This window comes from Peribacillus sp. P4_D6 (genome assembly GCF_056401795.1).
Map to the genome: position 1 here is coordinate 14,386 of NZ_JBFUIQ010000018.1, position 26,722 is coordinate 41,107.

Here is a 26,722-nt window from a genome sequence, read left to right on the forward strand (position 1 = left end):
AATGCTTCATTACGATAGTAAGGTAGATGCAAAAATGCTGAACAGTCTTGCTTTAGCATATATAGGTGATGCTGTATACGAAACGTATATACGGCATCACCTCATTCAAAAAGGGGCGGTCAAGCCCAATCTACTTCACAAAAAAGCTACATCTTTTGTAGCTGCTAAAGCGCAAAATAAAATCATCCACTTCTTTCTGGAGTCAGATTGGCTATCGGAAGAGGAATCCGCTGTCGTTCGGCGCGGCCGAAATGCGAAATCCGGTACGGTACCGAAGAATACAGATGTGCAAACGTATCGCTACAGTACAGCCTTCGAGGCTCTTATGGGATTTTTGTATTTATCCGGTCGAATAGAAAGAATGGAAGAACTCATCAAAAAATCCATTGAATACATTGAAGAAGAAAAGGGGAGTAACCCATGAGCGAAGAATATATCATTGGCAGAAACCCCGTATTGGAAGCACTTCGCTCCGAACGGGAAGTTAATAAAATTTGGATAGCCGAGGGCTCGCAAAAAGGCTCGATGCAACCACTTATCGGTCTCGCGAAGGAAAAGAAGGTTCTCGTGCAAATCGTACCGAAGAAAAAAATTGACCAAATGGTAGAAGGCATCCATCAAGGCGTTATCGCACAAGTGGCTGCATATGAATATGTGGAGCTGGATGACTTATTCGCTAAAGCGGCTGAACGGGACGAAGCACCTTTTTTCATGATCCTTGATGAGGTTGAAGATCCGCATAATTTAGGTTCGATCATGAGGACGGCCGATGCAGTCGGGGCACATGGAATCATCATTCCAAAAAGAAGAGCGGTGGGCTTGACGGCAACAGTGGCTAAAGCCTCGACGGGTGCAATCGAATATATTCCTGTAGCTCGCGTAACAAATCTGGCAAGAGCGGTGGAAGAATTGAAAGAGCGAGGGGTATGGATAGTCGGTACCGATGCGAAAGGCAGCGATGATTACCGTAACATGGACGGAAAGATGCCTATCGGACTTGTTATCGGCAGCGAAGGAAAAGGCATGGCCCGGTTAATGAAGGAGAAATGTGATTTTCTCATCCGTCTTCCAATGGCAGGAAAAGTAACTTCGTTAAATGCATCGGTAGCAGCCGGTTTATTGATGTATGAGGTTTATAGAAAAAGAAATCCCCTAGGGCAATGACGAAATGAATATTCTGTTGGTGGACGGTTATAACATTATTGGAGCTTGGCCGGAACTGAGAGAATTAAAAGAACGGGATCTTGCTGCTGCAAGGGACCGATTGATAGAAATGATGGCGGAATATCAAGCATTTACCGGATACCGTGTAATTGTCGTATTTGATGCTCAATATGTTCAGGGAATTGCCCGCATATTCAAAAATCACAAAGTTGACGTAATTTTTACAAAAGAAAATGAAACTGCGGATGAAAGAATAGAAAAGATGGCCATCGAACTGAATAATGTCAAAACGCAAATTCAAGTGGCAACCTCTGACTTCACGGAACAGTGGGTGATCTTTGGCCAAGGGGCCCTAAGGAAATCCGCTCGTGAACTGCTAATTGAAATGGAAGAAATTCAAGGCGAAATCAAGAAAGATGTAAGAAAAACAACAACGATAAGACCCGTTGCTAAAATTCCTTTAAGTGAAGAAGTGGCAGAAATTTTCGAAAAATGGCGCCGGGGGAAAATTTGAACCATTGACGGGTAAAATTTACCTGCTGTATAATATTTCTATCTGAGTCAGGTCAGGGGGATATAATGTGGGTCTCAAATTCGGAATGAAGCTGAACGAAAAGTATCTTCAGTTTGAGGATGATGAATTGATAGGGTTGGTGCACACTGGAGACAGTGAAGCGCTTGATTATTTGATCCAAAAGTATCGTAATTTTGTAAGAGCGAAGGCAAGGACTTATTTCTTGATTGGTGCCGATAAGGAAGACATCGTGCAAGAAGGTATGATTGGTTTATATAAAGCCGTCCGTGATTTTAAAGGGGATAAGTTATCTTCTTTTAAAGCATTTGCAGAACTATGCATTACGAGGCAGATCATTACAGCTATCAAAACAGCAACACGTCAAAAACATATTCCGCTCAATTCCTATGTTTCCCTGGACAAGCCAATTTATGATGAGGAATCGGACCGAACTCTAATGGATATCATATCGGGTACGAAGGTTTTGGACCCGGAAGAACTGATCATCAACCAGGAAGAGTTTGACGATATCGAATTAAAGATGGCCGAGCTCCTGAGTGATCTTGAGAGAAAAGTGTTAGCTCTTTACCTGGATGGACAAACCTACCAAGAAATTTCGGAAGAGTTGAACCGGCATGTTAAGTCAATCGACAACGCCCTTCAGCGGGTGAAAAGAAAGCTCGAGCGCTATCTGGAAGTAAGGGAAATCAGTTTATAATCCCTCCGCTTTTTCCGCTTAATTTCATCTGTCCCTTCTCCACATGGAAGTTTTTTATTCACTAAGATTTTTAGATGCAAGCCGATGTTTTGATTTACGTTGTCCATAATGGGTGAAACCCGCTTTGATATTGACAATAAAAAACAGTCGTGATAAGGTTTTATGGATATAGTAGATAGGATAGGTGTATCTAATGCGAAAAAAAATAGTTCTTGCCTGCAACGATTGCGGTTCAAGAAATTATAGTTATGAGAGCAAACAATCGACAAGCGGCGAACGGCTGGAAATCAAGAAATTTTGCAGTACGTGCAACTCACACTCGATTCACAAAGAAACGAAATAACCGTTTTATAAATAGATTGACAGAAGCTTCTAATGCTTGGAGGTACATTCATGAAACGTTTTACCGAATTTTTCAGCGGAGTCGCTCGCGAAATGCAAAAGGTAAGCTGGCCGAAACGCAAGGAGCTTACCAAATATACAATCGTGGTGGTAACGACTGTAGTATTTATGGCTTTATTCTTTACAGTGGTCGATTTGGGTATTTCCGAATTAATTCGCTTAGTTATTGAATAAGAGATTCGAAAATAAGGTATAATAGTGATAGAATAATATGTGTCAGCAGAAAAGCCCGGAAACGGGTTTTTTAATTTGTCTTTTTTAATAAGTGAAGAAGTTCAAAAACGAGTGCTGCTGTAATACGAATCATCACAATATATTCTAGTTAAGTTCGGGATGACGCCTGTATGGTTTTTTGGCTAAAACGTTCAAAGATAAAGATTAATAAAGAAAATGATTGATTGCAGGGAGGGAAGGACGTTAAAGTCCTAACACATGGAAAAGAATTGGTATGTAGTTCACACCTATTCAGGTTATGAGAACAAGGTTAAAGCTAACTTGGAAAAACGTGTTGAAACTATGGGGATGGAAGACAAGATCTTTCGCGTTGTAGTTCCAGAAGAAGAAGAAACAGAAGTGAAAGATGGCAAAAAGAAAGTGACCAAAAAGAAAGTGTTTCCAGGTTATGTGTTGGTTGAGATCATCATGACGGATGATTCATGGTATGTTGTCCGTAATACGCCTGGGGTAACAGGTTTCGTGGGTTCATCTGGAGCTGGGTCAAAACCGACTGCATTGCTTCCGGAGGAAATTGAAGTCGTTCTTAAACGTATGGGCGTAGATGAAAGCAAAATCGAAGTTGATTTTGAAATCGGTGATACGGTTCAAGTTAAAGAAGGACCATTTGCAACTTTTGCAGGACCGATTGAAGAACTTGATAAAGACAAAGGGAAAGTAAGGGTCCTAGTCAATATGTTCGGCCGTGATACACCGGTAGAACTTGATTTTAATCAAGTGGAAAAATTATAAACGGAAAAAAACTTGAAATTACCTTTTGAAAGTGGTAAAATTTCAAAGGTCAGTATGTTTCAATTTTTAGGCCTCAACGATACAAGCATTCTTTATTAATATATAAAGAATTCAAGATGAGTGGGAGGGTATTACCCTATTACCACATCACGGACTTATAAGGAGGTGTGTCTCGTGGCTAAAAAAGTAATTAAAATGGTTAAATTGCAAATTCCTGCTGGTAAAGCGAATCCGGCACCGCCAGTCGGTCCTGCATTAGGTCAAGCTGGTGTAAACATCATGGGATTCTGTAAGGAGTTCAACGCTCGTACAGCAGATCAAGCTGGTCTAATTATTCCTGTTGAAATCACGGTATTTGAAGACCGTTCATTTACATTCATTACAAAAACTCCACCGGCTGCAGTATTGCTTAAGAAAGTAGCTGGTATCGAGTCTGGTTCTGGTGAACCTAACCGTAATAAAGTTGCTACAGTCAAGCGTGATCAAGTGCGCGAGATTGCTGAAACTAAAATGCCTGACCTAAACGCTGCAAGCGTTGAAGCTGCAATGCGTATGGTTGAAGGTACTGCTCGCAGCATGGGTATTGTCATCGAAGACTAATCCATGTAATTGCTATTTGTTTCTACGGGGTTGCGATTGATACTCGCAACCTTTATTCGTGGGAGGTCATTCCGTTAAAACCACAATTTAGGAGGATTTATATCATGGCGAAAAAAGGTAAAAAGTATCTTGAAGCAGCTAAGCTTGTAGAAGTTTCTAAGGCTTATGCTGTAACTGAAGCAATCGAAGTTGCTAAAAAAGCAAACTTCGCAAAATTCGATGCGACTGTTGAAGTTGCTTTCCGTTTAGGCGTAGACCCTAAGAAAGCTGACCAACAAATTCGTGGAGCAGTTGTTCTGCCGAATGGTACTGGTAAAACTCAACGCGTATTAGTATTCGCTAAAGGCGAAAAAGCAAAAGAAGCGGAAGCTGCTGGTGCTGACTACGTTGGCGAATCTGACTACATCAACAAAATCCAACAAGGATGGTTCGAATTCGATGTAATCGTTGCGACTCCAGACATGATGGGTGAAGTTGGTAAACTTGGCCGTGTATTAGGACCTAAAGGATTAATGCCTAACCCTAAAACTGGCACAGTAACATTCGACGTAACAAAAGCTGTTAATGAAATCAAAGCTGGTAAAGTTGAATACCGCGTAGATAAAGCTGGAAACATCCATGCTCCAATCGGTAAAGTATCTTTCGAGGATGCTAAACTAGTGGAAAACTTCACTACTATCTATGATACATTAATGAAAGTTAAACCTGCGGCTGCTAAAGGAACTTACATGAAAAACGTTTCTGTAACAACTACAATGGGCCCTGGCGTGAAAGTTGATCCTTCTACTTTCAATAAATAATTGACATTCCAAAACTATTATTGTTATAATAAGTTTTGTTGTGAATAAATGAATATCATTTGTACCGTAGACAGTAGGTGCTCGTTACGAGCTTAATTCCCTGCCGAGGTAATTCGATAATAATAGTCCTTGACTATGACTTTTGAAATTACTGCCTTCATGTCTGCAATAGAGATGAAGGCTTTTTCTTTGAAACGGTATAAATGTTTTCAAGCAAATCTACAGGAGGTGTAAGGATGAACGCAATTATTGAACAAAAGCAAAAAATCGTTGCTGAGATTACTGATAAATTAACTGCAAGCCAATCAACAGTAGTTGTTGACTACCGTGGATTGACTGTTGCTGAATTAACAGAACTTCGTAAGCAACTTCGTGAAGCTGGCGTTGAGTTTAAAGTTTACAAAAACTCTATGACTCGCCGTGCTGCGGAAAGTGCTGAACTTAGTGCTTTGAACGAATCATTAACAGGACCAAACGCAATTGCATTCTCAACTGAAGATGTTATTGCGCCAGCAAAAATCCTTAACGATTTTGCGAAAAAACATGAAGCGTTAGAAATCAAAGCTGGAGTTATCGAAGGAAATGTTGCAACTGCTGAAGAAATTAAAGCTCTTGCAGAACTACCTTCACGCGAAGGCCTACTTTCAATGCTACTCAGCGTGCTACAAGCACCTATGCGCGGACTTGCTCTTGCTACAAAAGCAGTTGCAGAGCAAAAAGAAGAACAAGGCGCGTAAGCTAATCGCTTATTTAGCCTAATGATTCAAAAAAAACCAACCATTTCGAGGAGGAAATAACAATGACTAAAGATCAAATCTTAGAAGCAGTTAAAAACATGACTGTTTTAGAATTAAACGACCTTGTAAAAGCAATCGAAGAAGAATTTGGCGTAACTGCTGCTGCACCTGTAGCTGTAGCTGCTGCTGGTGGCGCTGCTGCTGAAGAGCAAACTGAGTTTGATGTAATCCTTACATCTGCTGGAGATCAAAAAATCAAAGTTATCAAAGCTGTACGTGAAGTAACAGGTCTTGGACTTAAAGAAGCAAAAGAACTTGTTGACAACACTCCAAAAGCAATCAAAGAAGGCGCTTCTAAAGAAGAAGCTGAAGAAGTTAAAGCTAAACTTGAAGAAGTTGGAGCTGGCGTTGAAGTTAAGTAATCTTGCATAAAAAAAAGCTCGCTATCACTGGCGGGCTTTTTTCTTCATTTTAAAGAAATGACGGGAACTGGCCGTTAATGGTTTGGTAACGGGGATATCGTTACTGGAACATTCCGGCGTGCAAGCATCCATTCTTCAACTCTCTTCTCTCATTAAATCTTCAATATTCCTTTCTGATAGGGGGAGATGACTCTGACAGAGCATTACTACTCACATAAACCGGATGTCGTAAGCAATCCGAAATTTTGGGATTTCACATTAAAGGGACGTACATTTCGCTTCAAAAGTGATAATGGTGTTTTTTCGAAAAAGGAAGTTGATTTCGGATCGCGTCTTTTGGTTGAGAGTTTTAACCTTAATGAAGCTGTGGAAGGAGATATTCTCGATGTTGGTTGCGGGTATGGACCGATCGGAATATCGATTGCGGCAGCTTATCCCGATAGAACGATAGAAATGATTGATATAAATAGCCGGGCAGTTGAATTGTCAAAAGAGAATGCTGCTTCTAATGGGGCCGCAAATGTGAAGATTTACGAAAGCGATCGTTTTGACAAAGTTGCCTCCAATCAATTCGCGGCGATTCTTACGAACCCTCCCATTCGCGCAGGTAAAAGTGTAGTCCACGAAATTTTAGAAGAAAGCTATCGCAGTTTGGTAGCTGGTGGAGAATTATGGGTTGTCATTCAAAAAAAACAAGGGGCTCCATCCGCAATGGATAAAATGGGGCAATTATTTGGAAATGTTGAAGTGCCTGTTAAGAAAAAAGGTTACTATATACTATTATCCAAAAAGGTTTGACTCTAAATTTTCGCTATGTTAGTATTATAAAATGCATATATATAATTCCGTAACTATGCAATTTTTATACCATTGGTGTATAATCAATGGATAATATGGGAAAAATATATAAATAATAGTTCGTTTTATGAGAAATAGTGGTTTTTAAAATAAAAACCATTTTCTTTTTGTCTATGGAAATGATTCCTTTTCCGAGGCAAATGGATCCTTATAACGCTTGATTTAAGGGGTGAATCAGTTGACAGGTCAACTTGTTCAGTATGGACGACACCGCCAACGTAGAAGTTATGCAAGAATCAGTGAGGTTTTGGACCTTCCGAATCTGATTGAAATTCAAACAGCTTCTTATCAATGGTTTCTAGATGTAGGTTTAAAGGAAATGTTCCAGGATATTTCTCCTATTGAGGATTTTACAGGTAATTTATCGTTAGAATTCATCGATTACAGCTTAGCTGAGCCGAAGTATTCTGTGGAAGAAACAAAAGAACGCGATGTTACGTATTCTGCACCACTTCGTGTGAAAGTGCGCCTTGTTAACAAAGAAACAGGGGAAGTAAAAGACCAAGATGTATTTATGGGCGACTTCCCGCTGATGACTGAAACAGGTACATTTGTCATCAATGGTGCTGAACGGGTAATTGTATCCCAATTAGTGCGCTCACCGAGTGTTTACTACAATGGGAAAATGGATAAAAACGGTAAGCTTGGGTTCTCTGCGACCGTTATTCCTAACCGTGGCGCATGGCTCGAATACGAAACAGACGCCAAGGATGTTGTGTATGTTCGAATCGATCGCACCAGGAAATTACCGATCACGGTATTGATGCGTGCCCTTGGATTCGGAACAGATCAAGAAATCATCGATTTGATCGGTGACAACGAATACCTTCGCAACACTCTTGAAAAGGATAACACCGAGAGTGTGGAAAAAGCATTACTAGAAATCTATGAGCGTCTACGCCCAGGTGAACCGCCTACTGTCGAAAACGCGAAAAGTCTTTTAGTATCCCGCTTTTTTGATCCGAAACGTTATGATTTAGCTAATGTAGGCCGTTATAAAATAAACAAAAAACTGCATATTAAGAACCGTTTATTCGGACAACGTATTGCAGAGACTTTGATTGATCCTGAAACGGGAGAAATCATTGTTGAAAAAGGTACAATGCTTGATCGCCGGACTCTTGATAGGATTCTGCCTCATATCGAAGGTGGAATCGGATTCAAAACATTCCATCCATCAGGTGGTGTAGTAGAGGAAGAAACTCTTCTTCAACCTATTAAAGTGTTTGCACCAAACGATGCTGAAGGCGAAAAAGTGATCAATATCATCGGTAATGCTTATGTGACCGACCAGGTCAAAAACATTACACCGGCTGATATCATTTCTTCCATCAGTTATTTCTTTAATTTATTGCATGGTGTGGGAATCACGGATGACATTGACCATTTAGGTAACCGTCGTCTGCGTTCCGTTGGTGAATTGCTGCAAAACCAATTCAGAATTGGTTTATCCCGTATGGAGCGTGTTGTGCGTGAAAGAATGTCCATTCAGGATACGAATACAATCACTCCACAGCAACTAATCAACATTCGCCCGGTCATTGCATCCATTAAAGAGTTCTTTGGAAGCTCACAGCTTTCCCAATTCATGGATCAAACGAACCCATTGGCTGAATTGACACATAAACGTCGTCTATCAGCATTGGGACCTGGTGGTCTGACACGTGAGCGTGCTGGCTTTGAAGTACGTGACGTTCATTATTCCCACTATGGCCGCATGTGTCCGATTGAAACACCTGAGGGACCGAATATTGGTTTGATTAACTCGTTATCCAGTTTTGCAAAGGTTAACCCATATGGCTTCATTGAAACACCATACCGCCGTGTGGACCCTGAGACAGGTAAAATCACAAGCCAAATTGACTACTTAACAGCTGATGAGGAAGATAATTATGTAGTTGCCCAAGCGAATGTACGACTGTCAGATGACGGCTCATTCCTTGATAATGATGTTGTTGCACGTTTCCGCGGTGAAAATACCGTTGTTCCGCGTGACCGCGTAGATTACATGGATGTATCTCCTAAACAGGTTGTATCTGCTGCGACAGCATGTATTCCTTTCTTGGAAAATGATGACTCCAACCGTGCCCTTATGGGAGCGAACATGCAACGTCAAGCAGTTCCTTTGCTGCAACCGGAAGCCCCTCGAGTAGGAACGGGTATGGAGTATGTTTCAGCGAAAGACTCCGGTGCTGCTGTAATCTGTAAACACCCTGGTATCGTAGAGCACGTTGAATCACGTGAAGTATGGGTACGTAGGGTAAGTGAGGTTGACGGACAGCAAGTAAAAGGAAACCTTGATAAATACCGTCTATTAAAATTCATTCGTTCCAACCAAGGAACGTGCTATAATCAACGCCCTATCGTAAGTGTTGGCGACAACGTTGTAAAAGGTGAAATTCTTGCTGATGGTCCTTCAATGGAAAAAGGTGAGTTGGCACTTGGACGTAACGTATTGGTTGCCTTCATGACATGGGATGGATATAACTATGAAGATGCCATCATCATGAGTGAACGATTGGTTAAAGATGATGTGTACACTTCCATTCATATTGAAGAATATGAATCTGAATCACGCGATACAAAATTAGGACCTGAAGAAATCACACGTGATATCCCTAACGTAGGGGAAGATGCGCTTCGTAACCTTGATGAGCGCGGAATAATCCGTGTGGGTGCTGAAGTGAAAGACGGAGACCTTCTCGTTGGTAAAGTCACCCCTAAAGGTGTAACGGAACTGACTGCTGAGGAACGTCTATTACATGCAATCTTCGGTGAAAAAGCACGTGAAGTAAGGGATACATCACTTCGTGTACCTCACGGCGGCGGCGGAATCGTTCTTGATGTTAAAGTATTCAACAGAGAAGACGGCGATGAATTGCCTCCAGGTGTAAACCAACTCGCACGCGTATATATCGTTCAAAAACGTAAAATCCATGAAGGCGATAAAATGGCTGGACGACATGGTAACAAAGGGGTAATCTCCAGGATTCTTCCTGAAGAAGATATGCCTTATTTACCAGACGGAACTCCAGTCGACATCATGTTAAACCCATTGGGTGTACCTTCACGTATGAATATCGGTCAGGTGTTGGAGCTTCACTTAGGTATGGCTGCACGCGCACTTGGCATTCATGTAGCATCTCCTGTATTCGATGGTGCCACTGAGGAAGATGTTTGGGGTACGATTGAAGAAGCCGGGATGTCCCGTGATGCAAAAACTGTCCTTTATGACGGCCGTTCAGGTGAAGCATTCGATAACCGTGTATCAGTTGGTGTCATGTATATGATCAAACTGGCACATATGGTCGATGATAAACTTCATGCACGTTCAACTGGACCTTACTCCCTTGTTACGCAGCAACCACTTGGTGGTAAAGCCCAATTTGGCGGACAGCGTTTCGGTGAGATGGAAGTATGGGCACTTGAAGCTTATGGTGCTGCTTATACATTACAAGAAATCCTAACCGTTAAATCAGATGATGTCGTGGGTCGTGTTAAAACGTACGAAGCGATCGTCAAAGGTGAAAATGTCCCTGAACCAGGCGTTCCTGAGTCCTTCAAAGTATTGATTAAGGAGCTTCAAAGTTTAGGATTGGATGTTAAAATTCTTAATGCCGAAGATCGTGAAATCGAAATGCGTGATTTGGAAGATGAAGATGAAGCCAACCAAGCAGACAAATTAAGCCTTGATTCAGAAACTAAAGATATGGTTGCTTCCGAAGTAGGGGCACCTGTCAAAGAATAAAATTATATATAAACATATCTAGTTATATATTACCTGCTCTGACTGGCAGCGAGATGTTCGTTTGAAGATCATGCTGCCTTGTTAGAGCCTTATTGATTCAATCAACCATCATCCGGTGTAAGGTTGCCTGATATTTGACGGCAATCAAGGGTTAAACCTGGAGATTAAAAGGGAGGTAGGCCCCTTGTTAGACGTTAATAATTTTGAGTATATGAAAATTGGTCTTGCTTCACCAGACAAGATTCGTTCTTGGTCCCATGGAGAAGTTAAAAAACCAGAAACAATCAACTATCGTACGTTAAAGCCAGAAAAAGACGGTTTATTCTGTGAGAGAATTTTTGGACCTCAAAAGGACTGGGAATGTCATTGCGGAAAATATAAACGTGTTCGTTATAAAGGCGTAGTCTGTGACCGTTGTGGCGTTGAAGTCACTCGTGCTAAGGTGCGTCGTGAGCGTATGGGTCATATTGAGCTTGCTGCTCCAGTTTCACACATATGGTATTTTAAAGGAATTCCTAGCCGTATGGGACTTGTGCTTGATATGTCTCCACGGGCTTTGGAAGAAGTTATTTACTTTGCATCTTACGTAGTAACTGAAACGGGCGATACAACTTTAGAAAAGAAACAGCTTCTTTCTGAAAAAGAATATCGTACATACCGTGAAAAATACGGTAAGAAGTTCCAAGCTGCCATGGGTGCGGAAGCTATTAAAAAACTTTTACAAGATATTGATACGGAAAAGGAAGTAGAGTCGTTGAAAGAGGAGCTTAAAACAGCTCAAGGTCAACGCAGAACCCGTGCAATCAAACGCTTGGAAGTGCTTGAAGCATTCCGTAACTCCGGAAATGAGCCTTCATGGATGATCCTTGACGTGCTTCCGGTCATTCCACCGGAACTTCGTCCTATGGTTCAACTTGATGGAGGTCGTTTTGCCACATCTGATCTAAATGATTTATATCGCCGTGTTATCAACCGTAATAATCGATTGAAAAGATTACTGGATCTTGGAGCACCAAGCATTATCGTTCAAAATGAGAAGCGTATGCTGCAAGAAGCCGTCGATGCTCTTATCGATAATGGCCGTCGCGGCCGTCCGGTAACTGGACCTGGTAACCGTCCGTTAAAATCATTATCTCACATGTTAAAAGGTAAACAAGGCCGTTTCCGTCAAAACCTTCTTGGTAAACGTGTTGATTATTCTGGCCGTTCCGTTATCGTAGTCGGACCAAACTTAAAGATGTACCAATGTGGTCTTCCGAAAGAAATGGCGATTGAATTATTCAAACCATTCGTTATGAAGGAGCTTGTTCAAAGAGGTTTAGCGCATAACATCAAATCCGCTAAGCGTAAAATTGAACGTTTATCTCCTGAAATATGGGATGTACTAGAAGAAGTTATTAGAGAACACCCAGTACTATTGAACCGTGCACCGACACTTCATAGACTTGGTATCCAAGCATTTGAACCAACGTTGGTTGAAGGTCGCGCAATTCGGTTGCATCCGCTCGTATGTACAGCTTACAACGCTGACTTTGACGGTGACCAAATGGCGGTCCACGTTCCTCTATCTTCTGAAGCCCAAGCCGAAGCACGCATGCTTATGCTTGCAGCACAGAACATTTTGAACCCTAAAGATGGTAAACCTGTCGTTACACCTTCTCAAGATATGGTATTAGGTAACTATTACTTAACATTGGAAAGAGAAGGCGCTATCGGTGAAGGTATGATCTTTAAAGATACAAGTGAAGCATTACTTGCATACCAAAACGGATATGTACACTTGCATTCCCGTTGTGCCGTACATGCATCGTCACTAAATAATGAAACATTCACTGAAGAACAAAACGGCCAACTTCTAATTACCACTGTCGGAAAATTGATCTTCAATGAAATTTTACCAAAATCATTCCCGTATATTAACGAACCGACACGATATAATTTGGAAACGAAAACTCCAGAGAAATATTTTGTGGAAAAAGGCGCTAATATCCCTGAATTGATTGAGGCTCAACCTGCTATTGATCCTTTCAAGAAAAAAATTCTTGGAAATATCATTGCGGAAGTCTTTAAACGCTTTAAAATTACCGAAACATCCAAAATGCTTGACCGGATGAAAGATCTTGGATTCAAATATTCGACAAAAGCTGGTATTACCGTTGGTGTGGCTGATATTGTCGTTTTAAAAGAAAAACAAGGAATCATTACTGAGGCTCAAACCAAAGTGGATAATGTCTTGAAACAATTCAGACGTGGTCTTATTACTGAGGATGAGCGTTATGATCGCGTCATTTCAATTTGGAGTGCTGCCAAGGATACCATTCAGTCCAAACTTATGGACTCACTGGACCGACGCAACCCAATCTTCATGATGAGTGACTCCGGTGCCCGTGGTAATGCTTCCAACTTTACGCAGCTTGCGGGTATGCGTGGTTTGATGGCCAACCCGGCTGGACGTATCATTGAATTACCGATCAAATCAAGTTTCCGTGAAGGTTTAACCGTGTTGGAGTACTTCATCTCTACACATGGTGCGCGTAAAGGTCTTGCCGATACAGCACTTAAAACAGCCGATTCCGGTTACCTTACTCGTCGACTTGTTGACGTTGCCCAAGATGTTATCATCCGTGATGACGATTGTGGAACCGACCGCGGCTTGAAAATTTCAGCCTTGAGAGAAGGTACTGAAATAATTGAGCATCTTGAAGAGCGCCTAATTGGCCGTTATGCAAGAAAAGCGATTAGACACCCAGAAACAAATGATGTAATCGTGGCTGAAAATGATCTTATTACTGAAGATCTTGCGAACTATATTGAATCACTTGGAATTGAAACAGCATGGATCCGTTCTGCCTTTACATGTAACACCAGCCATGGTGTATGTAAAAAATGTTATGGACGCAACTTGGCTACAGGTCAAGAAGTTGAAGTGGGCGAAGCAGTCGGTATTATTGCCGCTCAATCAATCGGAGAACCTGGTACACAGTTAACGATGCGTACATTCCACACAGGTGGGGTTGCTGGGGATGATATCACTCAAGGTCTTCCTCGTATCCAAGAAATATTTGAAGCGAGAAATCCTAAAGGTCAAGCTGTCATTTCCGAAATCGAAGGAACGATTGTTTCGATTAATGAAATTCGGGATAAACAACAGGAAATCGTTGTTCAAGGTGCAGTTGAATCACGCACATATACTGCGCCATACACTGCCCGTTTAAGAGTAACTGTTGATACTCCTGTCCGTCGTGGTGAAGAGTTGACAGAGGGTTCCATCGATCCGAAAGAATTGCTGAAGGTTACAGACGTGCTTACTGTTCAGGAATACCTGCTTCATGAAGTTCAAAAGGTATACCGGATGCAAGGTGTTGAAATCGGTGATAAGCACATCGAGGTAATGGTTAGACAAATGATGCGTAAAGTCCGTGTGCTTGATGCAGGTGAAACTGAAGTGCTTCCAGGAACATTATTGGATGTCAACCAGTTCACTACTGCAAACACTGACGCATTGCTGACCAACAAATTACCGGCTACAGGCCGTCCTGTATTGCTAGGTATCACAAAAGCATCTCTTGAAACGGATTCCTTCTTGTCCGCCGCGTCATTCCAAGAAACAACTAGGGTCTTGACTGATGCAGCAATAAAAGGAAAACGTGATGAATTGCTTGGGCTTAAAGAAAATGTCATCATCGGTAAACTTGTCCCTGCAGGAACGGGAATGCTAAGATACAGAAAAGCAAACCCTGTCGTTGTTGACGAAAGTGCCGATACAGTAACAGTGGATTAATGGAAAAAGGACCAGCTCAATAATTTAAACTGAAAACCACACTCCCGTTTCCTATTGGAGGAGATGAAGGATCAGAATTTATTGAGCTGGTCTCTCTTATTACTCATGGCCGGCTGAAAAGCCTATGAGAATTTGATAATTTCCGTTTGGGCAAATTGAAAATCTTAATAGAATTATGTAAGGAAAACCTTTTGCTTGAATTATTTTTTTGAAAGAAGTTGACAGTATCCGACTTATAATGATACTATAGCAAAGGTGCTCCTATGTTACCCTGTAACTTTGGAGGATATGGACCATGTCTTATGAAAAAGTAATACAGGCAAAGTCAGTGATTATAGGGACGAAGCAAGCAGTTAGAGCTCTTAAAAACAATTTAATTCAAGAAGTTATCATCGCTGATGATGCAGATATATACTTGACTGGGCGTGTCGTTGAGACCGCCAAAGAATTGGATGTTCCTATCACATATGTTGATTCGATGAGAATGCTTGGCAAAGCATGTGGTATTGATGTCGGAGCAGCAACTGTTGCCATTAAAAAGTAAAAATGTTTTTGCAATAATATTTGCAAAGACTTTGTTTTTACCCATTTATGAACCACCTGGATGTGTGGTACTAGAAATGAAAACGTGAAGGGAGGAAAAATGTAATGCCTACTATTAATCAATTAGTGCGTAAAGGACGCGAGTCTAAAGAGGTTAATTCAAAATCTCCAGCACTTAACAAAGGCTACAACAGCTTTAAAAAAGCACAAACTAACGTATCATCTCCGCAAAAACGTGGTGTTTGCACTCGTGTGGGTACTATGACACCGAAAAAACCAAACTCCGCGTTACGTAAATATGCGCGTGTACGTCTAACAAACGGTATCGAGGTAACAGCTTATATCCCAGGTATCGGTCACAACCTACAAGAACACAGCGTGGTTCTTATCCGTGGCGGACGTGTAAAAGATTTACCAGGGGTACGTTACCATATCGTACGTGGTGCTCTTGATACAGCTGGAGTTAACAATCGTATGCAAGGCCGTTCTAAATACGGTACTAAGCGTCCGAAAGCAGCAAAAAAATAAACTAAAACCAAAATTGAACTTTCTTGAAAGGAGGAAATATAATGCCTCGTAAAGGACCTGTAACGAAAAGAGACGTATTACCAGATCCAATATATAATTCAAAACTTGTGACTCGCTTAATCAACAAATTAATGGTTGATGGACAAAGAGGTAAATCACAAAAAATTCTTTACTCTGCATTTGATTTAATCAAAGAACGTACTGGCAATGAATCAATCGAAGTTTTTGATCAAGCACTTAAAAACATCATGCCTGTATTAGAAGTAAAAGCACGCCGTGTAGGTGGAGCTAACTACCAAGTACCAGTTGAGGTGCGTCCAGACCGCAAATCAACTCTAGGACTTCGTTGGTTAGTGAAATACTCTCGCCTTCGTGGAGAAAAAACGATGGAAGAGCGTTTAGCTTATGAAATCATGGATGCTGCCAACAATACTGGAGCAGCAGTTAAGAAACGTGAAGATACACACAAAATGGCTGAAGCTAATAAAGCATTCGCTCATTATCGCTGGTAAGATATATCACTATAAAATCCTTATAAAAGGAAGGAGAAAGACAAATGGCAAGAGAGTTCTCCTTAGCAAATACTCGTAATATCGGTATCATGGCTCACATCGATGCTGGTAAAACGACAACAACAGAACGCGTTCTATACTATACTGGTAAAATTCATAAAATTGGTGAAACACACGAAGGTGCTTCACAAATGGACTGGATGGAACAGGAACAAGAACGTGGAATCACGATCACATCCGCTGCAACAACTGCACAGTGGAAAGGTCACCGTGTAAACATCATCGATACGCCAGGACACGTAGACTTCACAGTTGAAGTTGAACGTTCATTGCGTGTACTTGATGGAGCTGTAGCTGTACTTGATGCCCAATCAGGTGTTGAGCCTCAAACTGAAACAGTTTGGCGCCAAGCTACAACTTATGGTGTACCACGTGTCGTATTCGTAAATAAAATGGACAAAATCGGTGCGGATTTCCTATATTCAGTTGGAACAATCCACGATCGTCTACAAGCTAATGCTCACCCGGTTCAGTTACCAATCGGTGCTGAAGATCAATTCTCTGCAATCATTGACCTTATTGAAATGAAAGCTCATTTCTATGCCAATGATCTAGGAACTGATATCACTGTTGGTGAAATTCCTGAAGAACATAGGGAATTAGCTGAAGAATACCGTGAAAAGTTAATTGAAGCAGTAGCAGAAGTTAATGAAGACTTAATGGAAAAATACCTTGGCGGCGAAGAAATCAGCATTGCTGAATTAAAAGCAGCTATTCGTAAAGCAACTGTTAACGTTGAATTCTTCCCAGTTATCTGTGGATCAGCTTTCAAAAACAAAGGTGTTCAATTAATGCTTGATAACGTTATCGACTTCCTTCCATCTCCATTAGACGTGCCGGCTATTAAAGGTACTCTACCGGATACAGAAGATGAAGTGGAACGCCATTCAGATGATTCTGAACCGTTCTCCGCTTTAGCGTTTAAAGTTATGACTGACCCTTACGTTGGTAAACTTACATTCTTCCGCGTGTACTCAGGTACATTAGAATCAGGATCTTATGTAATCAACTCAACAAAAGGTAAGCGTGAACGTATTGGACGTATCCTTCAAATGCATGCAAACAGCCGTGAAGAAATCTCAACTGTATATGCAGGGGATATCGCTGCTGCTGTTGGTTTGAAAGATACTACAACTGGTGATACTCTATGTGACGACAAGAACCAAGTAATTCTTGAATCCATGGTATTCCCAGAACCAGTTATCTCACTGTCAGTTGAACCGAAATCCAAAGCAGACCAAGACAAAATGGGTCAAGCTTTACAAAAGCTACAAGATGAAGATCCAACATTCCGTGCGCACACTGACCAAGAAACTGGTCAAACAATCATCGCTGGTATGGGTGAACTTCACTTGGACATCCTTGTTGACCGTATGCGTCGCGAATTTAAAGTGGAAGCTAACGTTGGTGCTCCTCAAGTAGCATACCGTGAAACTTTCCGTGGTTCAGCTAAAGTTGAAGGTAAATTCGTTCGCCAATCAGGTGGTCGTGGACAATTCGGACACGTATGGATCGAATTTGGTCCAAACGAAGAAGGTAAAGGATTCGAATTTGAAAATGCTATCGTCGGTGGTGTAGTACCACGTGAATATATCCCTGCTGTACAAGCTGGATTAGTTGATTCACTTGACCGTGGTGTACTTGCTGGTTACCCGCTAGTCGACATCAAAGCAAAATTATTCGACGGTTCTTACCATGACGTTGACTCCAACGAAATGGCATTTAAAATTGCTGCATCTATGGCACTTAAAAATGCTGCATCTAAATGTAAGCCGGTTATCCTTGAACCAATCATGAAAGTGGAAGTAGTTATTCCAGAAGATTACCTAGGCGACATCATGGGAGATATCACATCTCGTCGTGGTCGTGTAGAAGGTATGGAAGCTCGCGGTAACACGCAAATGGTTAAAGCGATGGTTCCACTATCTGAAATGTTCGGATATGCTACATCTTTACGTTCTAACACTCAAGGACGCGGAACATTCTCTATGCACTTCGATCATTATGAAGAAGTACCTAAGAGCATTTCTGAAGAAATCATCAAAAAAAATAAAGGTGAATAATTGATTTTCATCTCTTATTAAAGTATAACTATCTTATGTAAGCTGTGATGGAAGAATTAGTCTTCTTTCACAGCCCCTATATACTTAATTTTTTATTTATAATTTTAAGGAGGAATTCCTAATGGGAAAAGCTAAATTTGATCGTTCAAAACCGCACGTTAACGTTGGAACAATTGGTCACGTTGACCATGGTAAAACAACTCTAACTGCTGCAATCACAACTGTACTTGCTAAATCTGGTGGAGCTGAAGCTCGCGCTTATGACCAAATCGATGGTGCTCCAGAAGAAAGAGAACGTGGTATCACAATCTCTACTGCACACGTTGAGTACGAAACAGCTACTCGTCACTATGCACACGTTGACTGCCCAGGACATGCTGACTATGTTAAAAACATGATCACAGGTGCTGCACAAATGGACGGCGGAATCCTAGTAGTATCTGCTGCTGATGGCCCAATGCCACAAACTCGTGAGCACATCCTTCTTTCTCGTCAAGTAGGTGTACCATACCTAGTAGTATTCATGAACAAATGCGACATGGTAGATGACGAAGAACTTCTTGAATTAGTAGAAATGGAAATCCGTGATCTACTATCTGAATACGAATTCCCTGGCGATGACATTCCAGTTATCAAAGGATCTGCCCTAAAAGCTCTTCAAGGAGACGCTGCTTGGGAAGAAAAAATTCATGAATTAATGACAGCTGTTGACGAGTACATCCCAGAACCAACTCGTGACACTGACAAGCCATTCATGATGCCAGTTGAGGATGTATTCTCAATCACTGGTCGTGGAACTGTTGCAACTGGTCGTGTTGAGCGTGGACAAGTTAAAGTCGGTGACGTTGTTGACATCATCGGTTTCAACGAAGAGTCTAAACCAACAACTGTAACTGGTGTTGAAATGTTCCGTAAACTTCTTGACTATGCTGAAGCTGGTGACAACATCGGTGCACTTCTTCGTGGTGTATCCCGTGAAGATATCCAACGTGGACAAGTTCTTGCTAAACCAAGCACTATCACTCCACACACAAAGTTCAAAGCTGAAGTTTATGTTCTTTCTAAAGAAGAAGGTGGACGTCACACTCCATTCTTTACAAACTACCGTCCTCAGTTCTACTTCCGTACAACTGACGTAACTGGTATTTGTAACCTTCCTGAAGGCGTAGAAATGGTTATGCCTGGAGATAACATCGAAATGACTGTAGAACTTATCGCTCCAATCGCTATCGAAGAAGGTACTAAATTCTCTATCCGTGAGGGTGGACGTACTGTAGGCGCTGGCGTAGTTGCTACAATCCAAGAATAATTGATTGATAAAACAATATTGGAAGGGACGCCTTCCGGAAGAAGCAGATGGGACGCCATCTGCTTCTTTTTTATTTGTAAAGAATATTCATTCTTTCTTCTATAATAACTGGAGTTTATTTAATGGGTTTCTTGATAATTACAAATGAAGAAAATGGATACGAAAGACCTCATAGAATGTACTTGTAAATACTTGTGATAGTATGTATAATAATAAAAGTGTGTTGCACAAGAAAAAATATAAGTTTGACTTGCATTTCACTTGTGTTATATGTATAATAGACAATGTTGGTCTTTGACTGCGATGATATGGAAGGTTGCTGACACACCCGGCCGCTTTGCCATGGCGAGTGTGTGGGAAATTTCCATTGAGAAGGTCTATTTTAAAATAGGCGAAAAGGAGGGAAAATTATGGCAAAACAAAAAATTCGTATCCGTTTAAAAGCATATGATCACAGAATCCTTGATCAATCTGCTGAGAAAATTGTTGAAACTGCAAAACGTTCTGGTGCGGCTGTATCTGGTCCGATTCCATTACCTACTGAAAGATCGGTATACACGATCCTACGTGCGGTTCATAAATACAAAGATTCTCGTGAACAATTCGAAATGCGTACGCATAAACGTCTAATCGACATCGTTAACCCAACTCCACAAACAGTTGACTCATTGATGCGTTTAGATTTACCATCAGGCGTTGACATTGAAATCAAATTATAATTCATATAAATATGAACAATTACTCTAGGAGGTGTGACTTATGACCAAAGGAATCTTAGGAAGAAAAATCGGTATGACTCAAGTTTTTGCTGAAAACGGTGAACTTATTCCGGTAACAGTTATCGAAGCTGCTAATAACGTGGTTCTTCAAAAGAAAACTGTTGAAACTGATGGCTATGAAGCAGTTCAAGTTGGTTTTGAAAACAAACGTGAAAAGCTTTCTAACAAACCTGAAAAGGGCCATGTTGAAAAAGCAAATACTACTCCTAAGCGCTTCATTCGCGAATTCCGCGGAACGGATCTTACTGAATATGAGATCGGTCAAGAAGTCAATGTTAGTATTTTCGCTGAAGGCGATTTAGTAGATGTATCAGGAATTTCAAAAGGTAAAGGTTTCCAAGGCTCTATCAAGCGTCATGGACAATCTCGCGGACCTATGTCTCATGGTTCTCGTTACCACCGTCGCCCAGGTTCAATGGGTCCTGTAGCTCCAAACCGCGTATTCAAAGGTAAACTTTTACCAGGACGTATGGGTGGAGATCAAATCACTGTTCAAAACTTAGCTATCGTTAAAGTTGATGTTGAACGTAACCTACTATTGATCAAAGGTAATGTACCTGGTGCTAGAAAAGCATTGATCAAAGTTAAATCTGCTGTTAAAGCAAAGTAATTTCTGAGAAAGGAGGAGCAATAGAATGCCAAAAGTTACATTGTTCAACCAAACAGGTTCACAAGTTGGCGACATCGAGCTAAATGAATCCATCTTTGGTATCGAACCTAATAATCACGTATTATTTGAAGCAATCATCATGCAACGAGCTTCCTTACGTCAAGGAACTCATAAAGTTAAAAACCGTTCTGAAGTTGCAGGCGGTGGACGTAAACCTTGGAAACAAAAAGGAACTGGACGTGCGCGTCAAGGTTCTATCCGTTCTCCACAATGGCGTGGCGGTGGCGTTGTTTTTGGACCAACTCCAAGATCTTACGCTTACAAGCTACCTAAAAAGGTACGTCGTTTAGCTATTAAATCTGCATTGTCTGCAAAGGCATTGGAAGAGAACATTTTGGTACTTGAAAGCTTGTCTTTCGAAGCTCCAAAAACAAAAGAGTTTGTAGCGGTACTTAAAAACCTTTCTGTAGATACTAAAACGTTAGTGGTTACTGACGGTTTAGATGAGAAAGTTGCTCTTTCTGCACGTAACATCCCTGGTGTTACTGTAGTTGAAGCTGATGGTCTTAATGTTCTTGATGTTGTTTCACACAACAAATTGATCTTGACTAAATCAGCTGTCGAAAAAGTAGAGGAGGTGCTTGCATAATGGATGCACGCGATATCATTAAGCGCCCCGTAATCACTGAACGCTCTTCAGACATAATGGCTGAAAAGAAATATACTTTTGAAGTTGATGTTAGAGCTAATAAAACTCAAGTTAAAGATGCTGTTCAAGAAATTTTCGGCGTTAAAGTTGAGAAAGTAAACATCATGAACTACAAAGGTAAATTCAAACGCATGGGCAAACATGCAGGCTATACTAACAAGCGCCGTAAAGCTATTGTTAAATTAACTGCTGACAGCAAAGAAATCGAGCTATTCGAGGCTTAATTCATTAGAGAAGGAGGGAAATACAAATGGCGATTAAGAAGTATAAACCTACCTCTAACGGTCGACGTAATATGACAACTTCCGATTTTGCTGAGATCACTACAGACAAACCGGAAAAATCATTACTTGCTCCTTTACACAGCAAAGGCGGCCGTAATAACCAAGGTAAGTTAACAGTTCGTCATCAAGGTGGCGGCCACAAGCGTCAATACCGTATCATCGATTTCAAACGGAATAAAGATGGTATACCAGGACGCGTTGCTACTATTGAGTACGATCCAAATCGTTCTGCAAACATTGCATTAATTAATTACGTTGATGGAGAAAAACGTTATATCCTAGCTCCGAAAAACCTAGAAGTAGGTTTGGAAGTTATGTCAGGTCCAGAAGCTGACATCAAAGTGGGTAACGCACTACCTCTAATTAACATCCCAGTTGGTACAGTAATTCATAACATCGAGCTTAAACCAGGAAAAGGTGGACAATTAGTCCGTTCAGCAGGTACATCTGCTCAAGTACTTGGTAAAGAAGGCCGTTATGTACTTGTACGTTTAAACTCAGGTGAGGTTCGTATGATTCTTGCTACTTGCCGTGCTTCAATCGGTCAAGTCGGTAATGAACAACATGAACTTATCAACATTGGTAAAGCTGGCCGTAACCGTTGGTTAGGTAAACGCCCAACAGTTCGTGGATCTGTAATGAACCCGAATGATCACCCACACGGTGGTGGTGAAGGTAAAGCGCCAATCGGACGTAAATCACCAATGTCTCCATGGGGTAAACCTACTCTTGGATTCAAAACTCGTAAGAAGAAAAATAAATCCGATAAATTTATCGTACGTCGTCGTAAAAAATAACGGGATTGAGCTACGGTTCATAAATAGAACCGTAGAACAGTCACGAAGGGAGGTACTCGCATGGGTCGTAGCTTAAAAAAAGGGCCTTTTGTTGATGATCATTTATTGGTAAAAGTTGAAAAATTAAATGAAGCTGACAAGAAACAGGTAGTAAAAACTTGGTCTCGTCGCTCAACAATCTTCCCGCAATTCATCGGACACACAATCGCCGTTTATGACGGTCGTAAGCACGTGCCGGTTTATGTAACAGAAGATATGGTAGGTCACAAACTAGGCGAATTCGCGCCTACACGCACTTATAAAGGTCACGCAAGTGATGACAAGAAAACAAGACGTTAATGAGAGGAGGGCATCTCATGCAAGCTAAAGCTGTCGCTAAAACAGTTCGTATTGCTCCTCGTAAAGTGCGTTTAGTCGCAGATTTAATTCGAGGAAAACAAGTAGGTGAAGCAGTAGCGATTCTTCGCTTAACACCAAAATCTGCTTCTCCAGTCGTAGAAAAAATTCTGAAATCTGCTATCGCAAATGCAGAACATAACTACGAAATGGATATTAATAACCTAGTCGTTTCAGAAGCATACGTTAATGAAGGACCAACATTAAAACGTTTCCGTCCTCGCGCTCAAGGTCGTGCGAGTGCAATTAACAAACGTACTAGTCATATTACAATCGTTGTATCAGAAAAGAAGGAGGGGTAATCTGTGGGTCAAAAGGTAAATCCAATCGGTATGCGTATCGGGATAATCCGTGACTGGGAATCCAAATGGTACGCTGATAAAGACTACGCAGTTCTTTTGCATGAAGACATCAAAGTTCGTGAATATATCGCGAAACGTCTAAATGATGCTTCTGTTTCAAAAGTTGAAATCGAGCGTGCAGCTAACCGTATCAATGTATCTGTCCACACTGCTAAACCAGGAATGGTTATCGGTAAAGGCGGTACTGAGGTCGAAGCACTTCGTAAAGCTTTGAACCAGTTGACTGGCAAAAGAGTTCATATCAATATCATCGAAATTAAAAGAGCAGATCTTGACGCAAAATTGGTTGCAGAAAACATCGCTCGTCAATTAGAAAACCGTGTTTCATTCCGTCGTGCTCAAAAGCAAGCTATCCAACGTACTATGCGTTCTGGAGCAAAAGGAATCAAAACTCAAGTTTCTGGTCGTCTTGGCGGTGCTGATATTGCTCGTGCTGAACATTACAGCGAAGGAACAGTTCCACTTCACACACTTCGTGCAGACATAGACTATGCTCATGCTGAAGCAGATACTACTTACGGTAAGCTAGGCGTGAAAGTTTGGATCTACCGTGGAGAAGTTCTTCCTACTAAGAAGAAATCTGAGGAAGGAGGAAAATAATATGTTATTGCCAAAACGCGTAAAATACCGTCGTGAACACCGCGGTAAGATGAGAGGGATGGCTAAGGGCGGCACTGAAGTTCACTTCGGAGAATTTGGACTTCAAGCTCAAGAAGCTTCCTGGATCACGAACCGTCAAATCGAAGCAGCTCGTATTGCGATGACTCGTTATATGAAACGTGGAGGGAAAGTTTGGATCAAAATCTTCCCAAGCAAACCTTACACAGCTAAGCCGCTTGAAGTACGGATGGGTTCCGGTAAAGGTGCTCCTGAAGGATGGGTAGCAGTTGTTAAACCGGGCAAAGTTATGTTTGAAATCTCTGGTGTATCTGAAGAGGTGGCAAGAGAAGCATTGCGCCTTGCAGCACACAAACTTCCAATCAAATGCAAGTTTGTAAAAAGAGAGGAAATTGGTGGTGAAACAAATGAAAGCTAATGAAATCAAAGATCTAACCACTGCTGAAATTGAACAAAAACTAAAATCTCTTAAAGAAGAACTATTTAATCTTCGTTTCCAGTTAGCTACTGGACAACTTGAAAATACAGCTCGCATCCGTGAAGTTCGCAAATCGATTGCTCGTATGAAAACAGTTGTTCGTCAAAGAGAAATCGGTGTCACTAATCGATAATGAATGGAGGTTTGCAGAATGAGCGAACGCAACCAACGCAAAATCTACACTGGACGCGTAGTATCCGACAAAATGGATAAAACAGTTACAGTTGTTGTAGAGACCTATAAAAAGCATTCTTTATACGGTAAACGCGTGAAATATTCTAAAAAGTTAAAAGCTCATGACGAGCTAAACGAAGCTAAAGCAGGCGACGTAGTACGTATCATGGAAACTCGTCCACTTTCAGCTACAAAACGCTTCCGTCTTGTAGAAGTAGTAGAAAAAGCAGTAATCATTTAATCTAGTTCGGATTAAGCTAATTCCGAAGGGAGGTACCGTACATGATTCAACAAGAATCTCGTTTAAAAGTCGCTGACAATTCAGGTGCTCGTGAAGTGCTAACAATTAAAGTCCTAGGTGGTTCAGGCCGTAAGACTGCAAACATCGGTGATATCATCGTTTGTACAGTTAAACAGGCAACACCAGGAGGCGTTGTTAAAAAAGGTGAAGTCGTTAAGGCTGTTGTTGTCCGTACAAAACGTGGTATGCGTCGTCCTGACGGTTCTTACATTCGTTTCGATGAAAACGCATGTGTAATTATCCGTGACGATAAGAGCCCACGTGGAACACGTATTTTTGGACCTGTTGCTCGTGAATTACGTGACAATAGTTTCATGAAGATCGTTTCTCTTGCTCCAGAAGTTCTATAATATGTAAAATTTGTATAAAGCCTTTCAAGGAGGTGCCAAGCTAATGCATGTTAAAAAAGGTGACAAAGTCGTAGTCATCTCTGGTAAGGACAAAGGCAAACAAGGAACAATTCTTTCTGCATATCCGAAACAAAATCGTGTACTTGTTGAAGGAATTAACATCGTGAAAAAGCATTCAAAGCCATCTCAACTTAATCCACAAGGTGGAATTATCAGTAAAGAAGCTGCTATTCACGTATCCAATGTAATGCCACTTGATCCTAAATCAGGTAAACCGACTCGTGTTGGATATAAGATCGAAAATGGTAAAAAAGTACGCGTAGCTAAAATATCAGGTGAAACTTTAGATAAATAAGTCATAAATGAAGGGAGGTACACTAAGCAATGAGCCGCCTTAAAGAAAAATTCAAAAGTGAAATTACACCGTCATTGATGGGTAAATTCAACTATCAATCAGTAATGCAAGTACCAAACATTGAGAAAATCGTTATTAACATGGGTGTGGGTGACGCAGTTTCTAACTCGAAAGCTTTAGATACAGCTGTTGAAGAACTTACATTGATCACTGGTCAAAAACCAGTTATAACAAAAGCAAAAAAATCAATCGCAGGCTTCCGTTTGCGTGAAGGTATGCCTATCGGAGCGAAAGTTACATTACGTGGTGAGCGTATGTATCAATTCCTTGATAAGCTAGTATCTGTATCTTTACCGCGTGTACGTGATTTCCGCGGCGTTTCAAAGAAATCCTTTGACGGACGTGGGAACTATACATTAGGCGTTAAAGAACAACTTATCTTCCCTGAGATTGATTACGATAAAGTGAGCAAAGTTCGTGGTATGGACATCGTTATCGTAACGACTGCCAACACTGACGAAGAAGCTCGTGAACTACTTACTCAAGTTGGAATGCCGTTCCAAAAGTAATCTCTAAATAAAGGGAGGCGAAATCGTGGCTAAAAAGTCTATGATCGTAAAGCAAAAACGCGAACAGAAGTTTAAAGTACAAGAATATACACGTTGCGAACGTTGCGGACGTCCACATTCTGTATTACGTAAATTTAAACTTTGTCGTATTTGTTTCCGCGAACTTGCATATAAAGGACAAATTCCTGGCGTTAAAAAAGCTAGCTGGTAAAACC

34 protein-coding genes and 1 other annotated feature are annotated in these 26,722 nt (G+C 41.1%); all 34 genes read left to right on the forward strand.

Annotated elements, in window-relative coordinates; genetic code table 11:
- Position 1: 1 nt before the first annotated feature.
- The 34 genes from AC1DVB_RS08570 (at position 2) to AC1DVB_RS08735 (ending at position 26,718) form a co-directional block, all read left to right on the forward strand.
- Entirely contained in the window at positions 2-424 is a 423-nt protein-coding gene (locus tag AC1DVB_RS08570) for a Mini-ribonuclease 3 (RefSeq protein ID WP_034305071.1), read from the forward strand.
- Positions 421-1,164: a 23S rRNA (guanosine(2251)-2'-O)-methyltransferase RlmB gene (gene rlmB, locus AC1DVB_RS08575; RefSeq protein WP_034305069.1), complete on the forward strand. Its 744-nt coding sequence runs from the start codon at positions 421-423 to the stop codon at positions 1,162-1,164. Before AC1DVB_RS08570 ends, rlmB begins: the two co-directional genes overlap by 4 nt.
- A 4-nt stretch (positions 1,165-1,168) precedes the next feature.
- Complete coding sequence (locus tag AC1DVB_RS08580) at positions 1,169-1,678, forward strand: NYN domain-containing protein (protein WP_034305067.1); 510 nt, start codon at positions 1,169-1,171, stop codon at positions 1,676-1,678.
- A gap of 85 nt (positions 1,679-1,763) precedes the next feature.
- Positions 1,764-2,396, forward strand: coding sequence for an RNA polymerase sporulation sigma factor SigH (gene sigH, locus AC1DVB_RS08585; protein ID WP_094246690.1), 633 nt, complete (start codon positions 1,764-1,766; stop codon positions 2,394-2,396).
- Positions 2,397-2,589: 193 nt separating this feature from the next.
- On the forward strand, positions 2,590-2,739 hold the full coding sequence (gene rpmG, locus AC1DVB_RS08590) for a 50S ribosomal protein L33 (protein ID WP_072273931.1): 150 nt from the start codon (positions 2,590-2,592) through the stop codon (positions 2,737-2,739).
- Positions 2,740-2,789: 50 nt separating this feature from the next.
- The gene (gene secE, locus AC1DVB_RS08595) at positions 2,790-2,972 is read left to right on the forward strand and encodes a preprotein translocase subunit SecE (RefSeq protein WP_034305062.1); all 183 of its coding nucleotides are present in this window, start codon (positions 2,790-2,792) and stop codon (positions 2,970-2,972) included.
- A 258-nt stretch (positions 2,973-3,230) separates the two neighbouring features.
- Positions 3,231-3,764: a transcription termination/antitermination protein NusG gene (gene nusG / locus AC1DVB_RS08600; protein ID WP_048677866.1), complete on the forward strand. Its 534-nt coding sequence runs from the start codon at positions 3,231-3,233 to the stop codon at positions 3,762-3,764.
- A 174-nt stretch (positions 3,765-3,938) separates the two neighbouring features.
- Positions 3,939-4,364 (forward strand): 50S ribosomal protein L11, encoded by a 426-nt coding sequence (rplK, locus tag AC1DVB_RS08605; RefSeq protein ID WP_034305057.1) that lies wholly within the window; start codon positions 3,939-3,941, stop codon positions 4,362-4,364.
- A 104-nt stretch (positions 4,365-4,468) separates the two neighbouring features.
- On the forward strand, positions 4,469-5,164 hold the full coding sequence (rplA, locus tag AC1DVB_RS08610) for a 50S ribosomal protein L1 (RefSeq protein ID WP_057276474.1): 696 nt from the start codon (positions 4,469-4,471) through the stop codon (positions 5,162-5,164).
- 46 nt (positions 5,165-5,210) lie between these two features.
- Positions 5,211-5,361 (forward strand) — a sequence feature (ribosomal protein L10 leader region).
- 39 nt (positions 5,362-5,400) lie between these two features.
- Entirely contained in the window at positions 5,401-5,901 is a 501-nt protein-coding gene (gene rplJ, locus AC1DVB_RS08615; RefSeq protein WP_034305052.1) for a 50S ribosomal protein L10, read from the forward strand.
- Positions 5,902-5,963: 62 nt separating this feature from the next.
- Entirely contained in the window at positions 5,964-6,323 is a 360-nt protein-coding gene (gene rplL, locus AC1DVB_RS08620) for a 50S ribosomal protein L7/L12 (RefSeq protein WP_053349071.1), read from the forward strand.
- Positions 6,324-6,515: 192 nt separating this feature from the next.
- Entirely contained in the window at positions 6,516-7,121 is a 606-nt protein-coding gene (locus AC1DVB_RS08625; protein WP_477588970.1) for a class I SAM-dependent methyltransferase, read from the forward strand.
- Positions 7,122-7,359: 238 nt separating this feature from the next.
- Positions 7,360-10,929: a DNA-directed RNA polymerase subunit beta gene (rpoB, locus tag AC1DVB_RS08630; RefSeq protein WP_048677874.1), complete on the forward strand. Its 3,570-nt coding sequence runs from the start codon at positions 7,360-7,362 to the stop codon at positions 10,927-10,929.
- A gap of 184 nt (positions 10,930-11,113) precedes the next feature.
- Positions 11,114-14,710, forward strand: a complete 3,597-nt coding sequence (rpoC, locus tag AC1DVB_RS08635; protein WP_057276475.1) for a DNA-directed RNA polymerase subunit beta' — start codon at positions 11,114-11,116, stop codon at positions 14,708-14,710.
- Between the two features lie 295 nt (positions 14,711-15,005).
- On the forward strand, positions 15,006-15,254 hold the full coding sequence (locus AC1DVB_RS08640; RefSeq protein WP_034305040.1) for a 50S ribosomal protein L7ae-like protein: 249 nt from the start codon (positions 15,006-15,008) through the stop codon (positions 15,252-15,254).
- Positions 15,255-15,358: 104 nt separating this feature from the next.
- Positions 15,359-15,781 carry a 30S ribosomal protein S12 gene (rpsL, locus tag AC1DVB_RS08645; protein WP_034305038.1) on the forward strand — a complete coding sequence of 141 codons (423 nt, stop codon included), beginning with the start codon at positions 15,359-15,361 and terminating at the stop codon, positions 15,779-15,781.
- 41 nt (positions 15,782-15,822) lie between these two features.
- On the forward strand, positions 15,823-16,293 hold the full coding sequence (gene rpsG, locus AC1DVB_RS08650; RefSeq protein ID WP_034305035.1) for a 30S ribosomal protein S7: 471 nt from the start codon (positions 15,823-15,825) through the stop codon (positions 16,291-16,293).
- Between the two features lie 44 nt (positions 16,294-16,337).
- Complete coding sequence (gene fusA / locus AC1DVB_RS08655) at positions 16,338-18,416, forward strand: elongation factor G (RefSeq protein ID WP_057276476.1); 2,079 nt, start codon at positions 16,338-16,340, stop codon at positions 18,414-18,416.
- A 121-nt stretch (positions 18,417-18,537) separates the two neighbouring features.
- Positions 18,538-19,725 (forward strand): elongation factor Tu, encoded by a 1,188-nt coding sequence (gene tuf / locus AC1DVB_RS08660; RefSeq protein WP_048677883.1) that lies wholly within the window; start codon positions 18,538-18,540, stop codon positions 19,723-19,725.
- Positions 19,726-20,135: 410 nt separating this feature from the next.
- A complete protein-coding gene (gene rpsJ, locus AC1DVB_RS08665; RefSeq protein ID WP_019244375.1) occupies positions 20,136-20,444 on the forward strand; it encodes a 30S ribosomal protein S10 in 309 nt (102 codons plus the stop codon).
- A gap of 40 nt (positions 20,445-20,484) precedes the next feature.
- On the forward strand, positions 20,485-21,114 hold the full coding sequence (gene rplC / locus AC1DVB_RS08670) for a 50S ribosomal protein L3 (RefSeq protein WP_048677885.1): 630 nt from the start codon (positions 20,485-20,487) through the stop codon (positions 21,112-21,114).
- Between the two features lie 25 nt (positions 21,115-21,139).
- Positions 21,140-21,763 (forward strand): 50S ribosomal protein L4, encoded by a 624-nt coding sequence (gene rplD, locus AC1DVB_RS08675; protein ID WP_034305025.1) that lies wholly within the window; start codon positions 21,140-21,142, stop codon positions 21,761-21,763.
- Positions 21,763-22,047 (forward strand): 50S ribosomal protein L23, encoded by a 285-nt coding sequence (gene rplW, locus AC1DVB_RS08680; protein WP_034305023.1) that lies wholly within the window; start codon positions 21,763-21,765, stop codon positions 22,045-22,047. Before rplD ends, rplW begins: the two co-directional genes overlap by 1 nt.
- Before the next feature lie 26 nt (positions 22,048-22,073).
- Entirely contained in the window at positions 22,074-22,904 is an 831-nt protein-coding gene (rplB, locus tag AC1DVB_RS08685) for a 50S ribosomal protein L2 (RefSeq protein WP_034305021.1), read from the forward strand.
- A 60-nt stretch (positions 22,905-22,964) separates the two neighbouring features.
- A complete protein-coding gene (rpsS, locus tag AC1DVB_RS08690) occupies positions 22,965-23,243 on the forward strand; it encodes a 30S ribosomal protein S19 (protein ID WP_034305018.1) in 279 nt (92 codons plus the stop codon).
- Between the two features lie 17 nt (positions 23,244-23,260).
- Positions 23,261-23,602 carry a 50S ribosomal protein L22 gene (gene rplV / locus AC1DVB_RS08695; protein WP_034305017.1) on the forward strand — a complete coding sequence of 114 codons (342 nt, stop codon included), beginning with the start codon at positions 23,261-23,263 and terminating at the stop codon, positions 23,600-23,602.
- Between the two features lie 3 nt (positions 23,603-23,605).
- Positions 23,606-24,262, forward strand: a complete 657-nt coding sequence (rpsC, locus tag AC1DVB_RS08700; RefSeq protein ID WP_034305014.1) for a 30S ribosomal protein S3 — start codon at positions 23,606-23,608, stop codon at positions 24,260-24,262.
- A gap of 1 nt (position 24,263) precedes the next feature.
- Complete coding sequence (rplP, locus tag AC1DVB_RS08705) at positions 24,264-24,698, forward strand: 50S ribosomal protein L16 (RefSeq protein ID WP_034305012.1); 435 nt, start codon at positions 24,264-24,266, stop codon at positions 24,696-24,698.
- A complete protein-coding gene (gene rpmC / locus AC1DVB_RS08710; RefSeq protein WP_034305010.1) occupies positions 24,688-24,891 on the forward strand; it encodes a 50S ribosomal protein L29 in 204 nt (67 codons plus the stop codon). Before rplP ends, rpmC begins: the two co-directional genes overlap by 11 nt.
- 18 nt (positions 24,892-24,909) lie before the next feature.
- Entirely contained in the window at positions 24,910-25,173 is a 264-nt protein-coding gene (rpsQ, locus tag AC1DVB_RS08715; protein WP_034305007.1) for a 30S ribosomal protein S17, read from the forward strand.
- Positions 25,174-25,214: 41 nt separating this feature from the next.
- The gene (gene rplN, locus AC1DVB_RS08720) at positions 25,215-25,583 is read left to right on the forward strand and encodes a 50S ribosomal protein L14 (RefSeq protein ID WP_034305005.1); all 369 of its coding nucleotides are present in this window, start codon (positions 25,215-25,217) and stop codon (positions 25,581-25,583) included.
- A 43-nt stretch (positions 25,584-25,626) separates the two neighbouring features.
- Positions 25,627-25,938 carry a 50S ribosomal protein L24 gene (gene rplX, locus AC1DVB_RS08725; protein ID WP_057276477.1) on the forward strand — a complete coding sequence of 104 codons (312 nt, stop codon included), beginning with the start codon at positions 25,627-25,629 and terminating at the stop codon, positions 25,936-25,938.
- Positions 25,939-25,967: 29 nt separating this feature from the next.
- Entirely contained in the window at positions 25,968-26,507 is a 540-nt protein-coding gene (rplE, locus tag AC1DVB_RS08730; protein ID WP_048677889.1) for a 50S ribosomal protein L5, read from the forward strand.
- 25 nt (positions 26,508-26,532) lie between these two features.
- The gene (locus AC1DVB_RS08735; RefSeq protein WP_034304998.1) at positions 26,533-26,718 is read left to right on the forward strand and encodes a type Z 30S ribosomal protein S14; all 186 of its coding nucleotides are present in this window, start codon (positions 26,533-26,535) and stop codon (positions 26,716-26,718) included.
- Positions 26,719-26,722 lie beyond the last annotated feature (4 nt).